This is a genomic window from Actinomadura sp. SCN-SB (assembly GCF_043906805.1).
Lineage (GTDB): Bacteria > Actinomycetota > Actinomycetes > Streptosporangiales > Streptosporangiaceae > Spirillospora.
This window is the reverse complement of the sequence record NZ_JBIMPP010000008.1, coordinates 170,544-180,448: the sequence shown is the minus strand read 5'-3', so window position 1 is coordinate 180,448 and position 9,905 is coordinate 170,544. Positions and strand designations below refer to the sequence as shown.

Annotated in this window: 7 protein-coding genes; all 7 read left to right on the top strand. The window is 74.1% G+C overall.

Going from position 1 to position 9,905, the window contains the following annotated elements:
- On the top strand, positions 1–3,058 hold a 3,058-nt coding region (locus ACGWYJ_RS07920), incomplete at its 5' end, for a BTAD domain-containing putative transcriptional regulator (RefSeq protein WP_395105009.1).
- Between the two features lie 76 nt (positions 3,059–3,134).
- A complete protein-coding gene (locus tag ACGWYJ_RS07915) occupies positions 3,135–4,724 on the top strand; it encodes an MFS transporter (protein WP_395105008.1) in 1,590 nt (529 codons plus the stop codon).
- 41 nt (positions 4,725–4,765) lie between these two features.
- Positions 4,766–5,689 carry an SPFH domain-containing protein gene (locus ACGWYJ_RS07910; protein ID WP_395105007.1) on the top strand — a complete coding sequence of 308 codons (924 nt, stop codon included), beginning with the start codon at positions 4,766–4,768 and terminating at the stop codon, positions 5,687–5,689.
- 3 nt (positions 5,690–5,692) lie between these two features.
- Positions 5,693–5,959: a hypothetical protein gene (locus ACGWYJ_RS07905; RefSeq protein WP_395105006.1), complete on the top strand. Its 267-nt coding sequence runs from the start codon at positions 5,693–5,695 to the stop codon at positions 5,957–5,959.
- A gap of 3 nt (positions 5,960–5,962) precedes the next feature.
- Entirely contained in the window at positions 5,963–6,589 is a 627-nt protein-coding gene (locus ACGWYJ_RS07900) for a GPP34 family phosphoprotein (RefSeq protein WP_395105005.1), read from the top strand.
- Between the two features lie 150 nt (positions 6,590–6,739).
- Positions 6,740–8,209 (top strand): DHA2 family efflux MFS transporter permease subunit, encoded by a 1,470-nt coding sequence (locus tag ACGWYJ_RS07895; protein ID WP_395105004.1) that lies wholly within the window; start codon positions 6,740–6,742, stop codon positions 8,207–8,209.
- 37 nt (positions 8,210–8,246) lie between these two features.
- Positions 8,247–9,779: a hypothetical protein gene (locus tag ACGWYJ_RS07890; protein ID WP_395105003.1), complete on the top strand. Its 1,533-nt coding sequence runs from the start codon at positions 8,247–8,249 to the stop codon at positions 9,777–9,779.
- Positions 9,780–9,905: the final 126 nt, after the last annotated feature.

The window sequence follows — 9,905 nt, the reverse complement described above, 5'->3', positions numbered from 1 at the left end:
GCAGGACCTGCCGTTCTGCGCCACGACCCTTGAGGTGCGGGTCGGGGGGCGGGGCGTGTCGGTGGGCGGGCCTCGGGTGCGGGCGCTGCTGGCGATGCTGCTTCTGGACGCCGGACGGGTTGTCAGTACGGAACGGCTGATCGACGGGCTGTACGGGGAGGAGCCGCCCGCCGGGGCCGCGAACGCGTTGCAGTCCCAGGTGTCGAGGCTGCGGCGGGGGCTGGGTGACCCGGCGCTGGTGGAGGGGCTTCCCGCGGGTTACCGGCTGAACGTGTCGCGGGAGGACGTGGACGTTCACCGGTTCGAGCGGCTCGTCCGGGAGGGACGGGGGCGGGAGGCGCTGGAGCTGTGGCGCGGGCCCGCGCTGGCCGATGTGCGGGCGCCGTTCGCGGCGGCGCAGGTGGTGCGGCTGGAGGAGCTGAGGGACTCGGCCGTCGAGGACTGCGCCGAGGAGGAGATCGGCGCGGGCGATCACGCCAAGGCGATCGACGAGCTGCGGGGGCTGGTCGCGGCGCGTCCGTTGAGGGAGCGGGCGCGGGGGTTGCTGATGCGGGCCCTGTACGCGAGCGGGCGGCAGGGCGAGGCGCTGGCGGTGTACGAGGAGGGGCGCAGGCTGCTGGCCGAGGAGCTGGGGGCCGACCCGTCGCCCGAGCTGGCGGAGATCCATCTGGCGATCCTGCGCGGTGAGGCGGGGGCGGCGGAGCGGAGGCGGCTGCCCGTGCCGCTGACCAGCTTCGTCGGGCGGGACGAGGAGCTGGCCAGGGTCGGGAAGATGCTGGCCGAGGGACGCCTGGTCACGCTGCTCGGGCCGGGCGGTGCGGGCAAGACGCGGCTGGCGCTGGAGGCCGCGGAACGGGCGGACGGCGACGTGTGTTTCGTGGACCTGGCGCAGGTGGGCGAGGACGCCGAGGTGCCGCGGGCCGTGCTGGGAGCGCTGGGGCTGAGGGAGAGCGCCCTGCCGCCCGGCGCGCCGCAGGCCGATCCGGTGGACCGGCTGGTCATGGCGCTGGACGGGCGGCGGACGCTGCTGGTGCTGGACAACTGCGAGCACGTGGTGGAGGCCGCGGCGCGGCTGGCGCACCGGCTCCTCGGGGCGCTGCCGGGGTTGCGGGTCCTGGCCACCGGGCGGGAGGCGCTCGGGATCACCGGGGAGGCGCTGCGGCCGGTGCCGCCGCTGGAGCTGCCGCCGGAGGGCGCCGGGGCCGTGGAGGCCGCGGGGTACGCCGCGATCCGGCTGTTCAGGGATCGGGCGGCGGCGGTGAGTCCGGGCTTCGAGATCACGTCCGGCAACGTGGGCGAGGTGGCGCGGATCTGCTCGGCCCTGGACGGGCTGCCGCTGGCGATCGAGCTGGCGGCGGCGCGGCTGCGCTCGCTGCCGGTGGAGGAGGTGGCGCGGCGCCTGGACGACCGGTTCCGGCTCCTGTCGCGCGGTGACCGGTCGGCGCCGCGGAGGCACCGGACGCTGCGGGCGGTGGTCGAGTGGAGCTGGGATCTTCTCGGCGAGGACGAGCGGACGCTGGCGCGGCGCCTCTCGGTGTTCGCGGGCGGCGCGACGCTGGACGCGGCCGAGCACGTGTGCGGGACGGGCGACGGCACCGACGACCTGCTGTCCGGGCTGGTGGAGAAGTCGCTGCTGCAAGCCGACGGCACCCGGTACCGGATGCTGGGCACGGTGCGCGCGTTCTGCGCCGAACGGCTGGAGGAGGCCGGGGAGGCTGGCCGGATCACCGCCGCCCACGCCGCGTACTACCTGGACCTGGCCCGCCGTGCCGACGCGCACCTGCGCGGGCCGGGCCAGATGGAGTGGCTGGCGCGGCTGACCGGCGAGCACGCCGAGCCGCACGCCGCGCTACGCCGGTGCATCCGGTCCGGGGATCTGGTGACCGCCCTGCGGCTGGCGGCGGCGCTGGCCTGGTACTGGTGGCTGCGGGGACGGGTCGAGGCGGGGCCGCTGTCGATCGCGCTGCTGGACGCGGTCGGCCTGGATCCGCCGGAGGGCTGCGACGAGGAGTACGTCCTGTGCGTCACGAACGCGCTGTCCGCCGGGGCGACGGGCCCTGAGGCGTCGGCCGCGCTCGACCTGGCCACCGAGAAGATGGCGGCGACGCGCAGGCAGCTGGAGTACCCGGCGGTGATCGTGCTGTGGGCGCTGACGGCGGGTCCGGAGCGCTCGGTCGCGGAGGCGGTCGACGCGCAGGTGGGCCGCGACGCCTGGTCGCGGGCGCTGCTCGACATGAGCGACGGGTTCATGGCCCAGTTCAGCGGTGACATGGCGGAGGCGGAACGCTGCGCGGAGCGGGCGCTGGAGGGGTTCCGGGCGCTCGGCGACCGGTGGGGCGTGGCGAACACCCTGGACCCCTTGGCGCAGCTCGCGGCGGGGCGCGGCGACCGGGAACGGGCCATGGCGCTGCTCAGCGAGGCGCTGGAGCTGGTCGGCGAGCTGGGCGCCCTGGAGGAGCACTCCGATCTGCTGAACCGCCGCGCCTGGGTGCACCTCCAGGCCGGCGAGCTGGACGCCGCGTTCGCCGACTTCGACCGGGCCGCCGGGCTGGCGCGCCGCGCGGGGGCGGGTGACAAGGTGGCCGCGGCCTTCCACGGGCTCGGGGAGGTGGCCCGGCTGCGGGGCGACATGCCGGAGGCACGGCGGCGGTATGAGCAGGTGCTGGACGCGTACTCGGAACGGTTCATCGCCTCCGCCATCCGCGCGGGCGCCCACGTCGGGCTGGCCTGGGTCGCCCTGGCACGGGGGGACGCGGACGAGGCGCGTTCCAGGCTGCGGCAGGCGCTGGAGATGACGGTGGACCACCCGGTCTTCACCAACCGGCCCGAAGCGCTGGTGGCGCTCGCCGATGTCGCGCTGCTGGAGGGCGACGGCGAGCGGGCCGCGTTCCTGATCGGGTCGGCGACCGCCCTGCGCGGCGACCTCCTCCCCCGCGACCTGGCCCGGGTGGAGGCGGGGGCGCGCCGCCGGCTCGGGGAGGAGGCGTACGAGGCGGCGCGCGCCCGCGGCGCCGCCCTGCCCGCCGACCGGGCCCTGGCGGAGGCGCTGACCATGTGACCCCGCTGACCGTGTGATGCGAGGCCGTCAGCGGACGGTGCGTGGACGGTGAGCGGCGCCCGCGACCGTCGACGGCATGAACACGACCTCTCGCACCTTCGGCAACACCCGCAAATGGGGCACGTTCGTGATCTGCGCGCTGCTCGCGCTGGTGCCGAACGTCGATCTCACCGCGCTGAACCTGGCCATCCCGCATCTGACGGCCGACCTGAACCCGTCCGCCGGGCAGATCCTGTGGATCGCCGACGCCTACGGGTTCGCGCTCGCCGGGCTGCTGATCACGATGGGCGGTATCGGCGACCGGATCGGGCACCGGCGGCTGCTGCTGATCGGCACCGCGCTGTTCGGCGCGACCTCCGCCCTCACCGCGTACGCGGGCACCGCCGAGATCCTGATCGCGGCCCGGTTCCTGCTGGGCGTGGCGGGGGCGACGCTGATGCCCTCGGGCCTGTCGCTGATCCGCCGGGCCTTCACCGACTCGAAGGAACGCACCATGGCGATCGGCGCGTTCATGGGGATCGGGGGGCTGGCGGTCGGGCTCGGCCCGGTCGCCGGGGGCGCCCTGCTCAACCACTTCTGGTGGGGTTCGGTGTTCCTCATCAACGTGCCGGTGATGCTGGTGGTCCTGGTGGCCGGGCCGTTCGTGCTGCCCGAGTCGTCCCGGAGCGGCCGTCCCGGACGGCTCGACCTGGTGAGCGTGCCGCTGTCGGTCGCGGGCACGCTGGGGCTGGTGTACGCGATCAAGGAGGCGGCGGCGGGCGGCGACCCCGGCACCGGGGTGCTCGCCCCGGCCGCGGGCGGGCTGGTCGCGCTCGCCGCGTTCGCGTGGCGGCAGTCCCGGCTGGACGAGCCGCTGCTGGACCTGGGGCTGTTCCGGCGGATCGCGTTCACCGGCTCGGTGCTCACCGGCATGTTCGCGATGTTCGCGCTGGTCGCCCAGTCGCTGATCTTCTCCCTGTACTTCCAGCAGGTGCTGGAGTGGTCGCCGCTGCGGGCCGGGCTCGCGGGCCTGCCCGGCGCGGTGGGCGCGATGGCGGGCGGCGCGGCGCTGGCCCCGCCGCTGATCGGACTGCTGGGCCGCGCGCGCGTGGTGGCGGCCGGGCTGGTGATCGCCGCGACCGCGTACGCGCTGTGCGTGGGCATCGGGCAGGACACCTCCTATTGGGGCGTGCTGGTGCCGCTCTTCCTCATGTCGGGCGTGGGGATGGGGATGGCGCTGACCATCACCGGCGACACCATCCTGGCGACCGTGCCGAAGGAACGGTCCGGCGCGGCGTCCGCGACGTCCGAGACCGGCACCGAACTGGGCGGCGCGCTGGGGCTCGCGGTGCTGGGCAGCGTCCTGAACGCCGTCTACCGCGGCACCGTCGCCCTGCCCGAGGGGCTGCCCGCGGGCGCCGCGCACGCCGCCGGTGACTCGTTGAGCGGGGCGATCGGCGCCGCCGCCGTGCTGCCCGCGCGGCTGGCGGGTCCGGTGGCCGGCGCGGCGCGGGACGCCTTCATGAACGGCATGCACGCCGCGCTGGCGTGCAGCGCGGGGCTCGCCGCGGCCGTCGCCGTGTTCGCCCTGGTCGCGCTGCGGGACGTCCCGAAGATGATCGAGACCGGCGACGAGGCCGAGGAGGCGGTCGCGGGATCCCCGGCGGGCACCGTCTTGAAAAAGTGATATCACATTGCTAGCTTGGTGCCATGCGCGAGGAGGACCCCATGACCGAACCCCCCACCGCCGCCGGCGTGCCCGACATGCCCAGTCCCGCGATCACCGAGCGGCCGGCCAAGGACGCCAACGGCTGGCCCATGCTCGGCCTGGCCCTGCTGCTGATCCTGATCGGCGTGCTGGCCCTCGTCCTCGGCCCCGCCTCCGGCGGGACCGCCGGCGTCGCGGTCGGGATCGTCCTGGGCGTCCTGCTGGTCCTGAGCGGGCTGGTGGTCGCCGCGGGGCTCACCGCGGTCGCGCCCAACGAGTCCCGCGTCCTGCAACTGCTCGGCCGCTACGTCGGCACCGTGCGCAACGACGGGCTGCGCTGGGTCAACCCGATCACCCAGCGGCAGCGGATCTCCACCAGGATCCGCAACCACGAGACGGGCCTGGCCAAGGTCAACGACCTGGACGGCAACCCCATCGAGATCTCCGCCGTGGTGGTGTGGCAGGTCAAGGACACCGCGCGCGCGGTGTTCGCCGTGGACGACTTCGTGGAGTTCGTGGCGTTCCAGACCGAGGCGGCCGTCCGGCACATCGCCGGCAGCTTCCCCTACGACTCGCACGAGCGGCTGTCGCTGCGCGACAACGCCGACGAGATCACCGCCAAGCTGTCGCAGGAGCTGGCGCAGCGCGTCGCCTCCGCCGGAGTGACGATCATCGAGTCCCGGATCACCAGGCTGGCGTACGCGCCGGAGATCGCGCAGGCGATGCTGCGCCGCCAGCAGGCCGGCGCGGTGGTGGCGGCCCGCCAGCGCATCGTCGAGGGCGCCGTCGGCATGGTGCAGCTCGCCCTGGAACGGCTGGACGAGGAGGACGTGGTCGAACTCGACGAGGAGCGCAAGGCGGCCATGGTCAGCAATCTGCTGGTGGTCCTGTGCGCCGACCGGGACGCCCAGCCGGTGGTCAACACCGGATCCCTCTACCAGTGAACCGTGGCCGCCGAGCGAAAGAAGATCCTGCTGCGGCTCGACCCCGCCGTCCACGACGCGCTGGCCCGGTGGGCGGGGGACGAGCTGCGCAGCACCAACGCCCAGATCGAGTTCCTGCTGCGTAAGGCGCTGGCGGACGCGGGGCGGATGCCTCGCGCCGCCGGGCGGATGCGCCGTCCCGGCCGTCCGCCCAAGAGCGCCCCGGAGCACGGCGACGGAGACGTTCCCCACACACCCCCCTCCGAGGGACGCGCCACGAGCGAGGATTGAGCCATGGTCGAGCTACCCGACTCCCTGCCCGCCAGGATGTACCTGCTGGCCTACGACCTGAAGAAGCACCGGCTGGTGGTGTCCGGCGCCAGGCTCGGGTACGTGCTGCGCGCCGCCGCCCTCACCGAGCTCTTCCTGGACGGGCGGCTCACCGAGGAGCGCCGCAGGCCCCGGCCCGACACCCCCGGCGAGGACCCCTACGGCCTGGTCGCGCAGATCGCGGCGTCCCGTCCCCGCTCCTGGCAGTACTGGGTGCGCAAGGACAGCAAGGCCATGGTGCGGACCGTCCGCGACGAGCTGGCCGCGGCCGGGTACATCAGGGTGCGGCAACGCCGCATGCTCGGCCTGTTCCCGTCCGAGGAGATCACCGTGCGCGACCCGCGCGTGGTCAAGACGCTGTGGGGCGGGGCGTCCTCGGCGCTGCGCGGCCTTCCCGTCGCGCACGTCAACAGCTACGACGCGGCGGCGGTCGCGCTGGCCGCGGCGGGCGAGCTGAAGACCGTGCTGCCCAGCTCGGACCGGCGGCGTCACAAGCGGCGCATCCAGGAGCTGACCGCGCGCTCCGGGCCCGCCGCCCCCGCCGTCCGCAAGGTCATCAAGGCGCAGAACGCGGGGGTCGGCGCCGGCTGACCGGTTCGTCCCCTCCGCGGTCCCGATCCGGCACGCATGATAGGAATCCGGACAGGAGTAACACTCCGGACGGAGGGACGGCGGGTGCGCGGGGCCAGGCGAGGCGGCGGCACCCAAAGCACCCACAGCACGGCTCCCACCACTTCACCAGTGCGCAACCCATGGCGGGTGCTGTCGGCCGTGTGCCTGGGCACCACCGTCCTGGTCGTCAACATGAACACCCTGAACATCGCGCTGCCCGTGATCGTCCGGCGGTTCGAGGCGGGCGCCGCGGCGGCGAGCTGGGTGCTGCTGGCCTTCGCGCTGACGCAGACCTGCCTGCTCATGGTGTTCGGGCGGCTCGCGGACGTGTTCGGGCGGCGGGGCACCTACCTGGCGGGCATGGCCGTGTTCACGCTGGCCAGCCTGGGCGCGGGAATGGCACCCGGCATCGAGGTCCTGATCGCGATGCGGGTGCTGCAAGGTGTCGGCGGCGCGGTGCTGCTGGCCAACGGGACGGCGATCATCGCGTGGGCGTTCGGGCCGGCGCGGCTCAGCCAGGGCCTGGGGGTCTACCTGGGCGTTCTGGGCGCGGCGCCGCTGCTGGGCCCGTCCATCGGCGGATACCTGGCCGAGGCCGCGGGCTGGCGGTGGGTGTTCTGGTTCAACGTCCCGCTCGGCGTGCTGGCGCTGGTCTGGGGGCTGGTGTCGCTCCCCCGGGTGCCGCGCGGCCGGCGCGAGCCGATCGACGTGACGGGCGCGGTGCTGCTGATCGGCTGGCTGGGCGCGCTGGTCGTGGCGCTGTCGGAGGCCGGGTCGCGGGGCTGGGGCGGCCCGGTGACCATCGCGGGCGCCGTCGTGTGCGCACTGGTGCTGCCGGTGTTCGCCCTGCGCCAACTGCGGTTCCGGTACCCGCTGGTGGACCTCTCGCTCTTCGGCGACCGCGGCTTCACGCTGGGCACGGTCGCGGCCCTGTTCAACACCCTCGCCCGGTTCGGCACCATCCTGCTGCTCGCCCTGTTCCTCCAGGCGATCGCGGGGCTGACCCCGGCGCAGGCCGGGCTCGCGGTGCTGCCGGGGCCGCTGGCGTCCATGGTGGCGTCCCCCGCCGGAGGCTTCCTCGGCCGCCGGATCCGCGCCCGCGCCCTCGCCGTCGCCGGCTCGGCGATCACCTCCACCGGGCTGGCGCTGACACTGCCGATGCTGGACGGCGACACCCCGTACTGGACGGTCGCGCTGTGCATGGTGCTGGTCTCGATCGGCAGCGCGTTGTTCGCCACGGGCAACACCGCCGCGATCCTCGCGGGCGTCCCGGCCGAACGCCTCGGCGTCGTCAACGGCCTGCGGATGACCGTCCAGAACGTGGGCAACGTGCTGAGCACCGCGCTGTGCCTCGCCCTGGCCACGTCCGCCCTCGCCCGCGCCGAGCGCCACCTGCTGTACGAGGGCGCGGTGACCGGGCTGGCGCGCGGCTCCCTCGGAGACCTGGTGGACGGTTACCAGCGGGCGTTCACCCTCCTTCTCGCCGCCTCGCTCATCGCCACGCTGCTGTCGTTCTCCAACAGCCGCGGCCGCGTCCCGGCGCGCGCCGACGTCCCCGTGGACACCGCCCTGAACGAGACCGGAACCGTCCCGAAATAGAATGCGGCTCCCAAAAGGCCCGTTCTACAGTGTCCGGATGATTCTCAGGCGCCGACACGCGTCCCCCTCCCTCGGGCCTTCTCTTTTCGAGCATGTGCGGGCGCACCTACCGGCCGAAGGGCCCGGTCTCACCGACGGGGGCGAGCGGCTTCCGGACGAGACGGATGAGAACATCTGGGCTCCGGGCGCGCAGGACGGCGTCCTCACCCACCACTGGGGCGGCCGGGCCGACCCCGTCAAGGTGGAACGCCTGACCGCGGCCCTGACCGAGGCCGTCGCCCGCCACGGCGACAGGGACTCCGCCGCCTTCGACACGCTGTACGAGACGGCGCGCGAGGTCCAGGTCATCTCGCTGGTCGACGACGTGCTCGCGGCGGCGCGCTCGTCCGGGATCGACCCCGGGGACTGCTACGACGTCGCCTTCACACTCGCGACCGAGGGGCGGCACCGCGAGCCGGTGAAGCTCGGCATGGCCCTGCTCGGGCTGTTCGACGCGGGCCACCACCGCGACGAGCTGATGACGCTGGGACGCCACGACGAGTTCACGCTGTTCGCCGCGGTCGCGCTGGAGAACCGCGAGGGCGACGGCGCCGAGGCCGACCTCTGGGAACTGGCCCGCAACGTGCGGGGCTGGGGCCGCGTCCACGTCGTGGAAAGGCTGGCCGGCACCGCCGACCCGCGGCTGCGGAACTGGATTCTCCGCGAAGGCTTCCGCAACGAGGTGTTGGACGCCTATCTCGCCGGAATCGCCGCCGAAACCGGCGGGCTCGCCGACGCGCTCGCCGGTGACCCCGACGACGACCTGCTGGACGCCGCGTGCGACATTCTCACCGCGCTCGCCCAGAAGGACGGCCCGATGCAGGGAATGCCCGCCTATGCCGAAGGCGAGCGCGCCACCACCCTTTTCCTCGGGCATATGTCGACGCGCGCAAGGGAGCTGCGCCATTTCCTGACCGTTCACGAGCTGCGCGCCTACGCCGAGTCGGAATGGCCCCACCTGACCCCGCGCTGCGCCGAAATCCTGGACCGCCCGCTATGGGCCGACCTCGCCCGGCGGGAACTCGCCTCGACCGACTCCGCCACGTTCTCCCGGGCGAACTGGGTGTGCGGAATCCTCGGCGTCCCCACGCTTCCGGCGCTGCTGAACCGGCTGCGCACCGTGGACCCGCTCGACTCCCACGCCTGGTTCGACGCCGCGCGGCACGCCGGTCCCGACGAGATCGACGAGGTGGTCGCGCTGGCCTGCGAGCTGCTCCCGCTGGCCGACATCGCCACCGGTCCGGGCACCGAGACGGGCCTGGGAACCGCGTGGGTACCGCACACCTGCCTCGACTTCCTCCTGCCCGAGCTGGGCAAGTGGCCGGGACGCGGCGTACCGCTGGTGCTGGCCGGGCTGGCGAGCCCGGTCGTCCGCAACCGCAACATGGCCATCCGCGCGCTGGACGGATGGGGCCGCGACGCCTGGCCCGCCGAGATCCGGGAGGCGGTCGCCACCGCCCTGACCCGCGAGCCGGACGACGACGTCCGCACCCGCCTCCAAGCCCTCCTGGACGGCCACAGCTTGGACTGACCTGCCTATTGCAAGCAAGAGCTGCGCTCCTCGCCTGGCGGCTCGTCGCTTGTCTCGCTTGCGGCGATCGCTGCATCGCTCCGACTCGCCTTGGCGGCTCGCTACGCGATCAGGTTCCTCGCAAGC

What these genes read in the sequence shown, in the direction of transcription:
- ACGWYJ_RS07915 (WP_395105008.1), top strand. Translation starts at nt 3,135, where the DNA reads ATGAACACGACCTCTCGCACCTTCGGCAACACCCGCAAATGGGGCACG.
- ACGWYJ_RS07910 (WP_395105007.1), top strand. Translation starts at nt 4,766, where the DNA reads ATGACCGAACCCCCCACCGCCGCCGGCGTGCCCGACATGCCCAGTCCC.
- ACGWYJ_RS07900 (WP_395105005.1), top strand. Translation starts at nt 5,963, where the DNA reads ATGGTCGAGCTACCCGACTCCCTGCCCGCCAGGATGTACCTGCTGGCC.
- ACGWYJ_RS07890 (WP_395105003.1), top strand. Translation starts at nt 8,247, where the DNA reads ATGATTCTCAGGCGCCGACACGCGTCCCCCTCCCTCGGGCCTTCTCTT.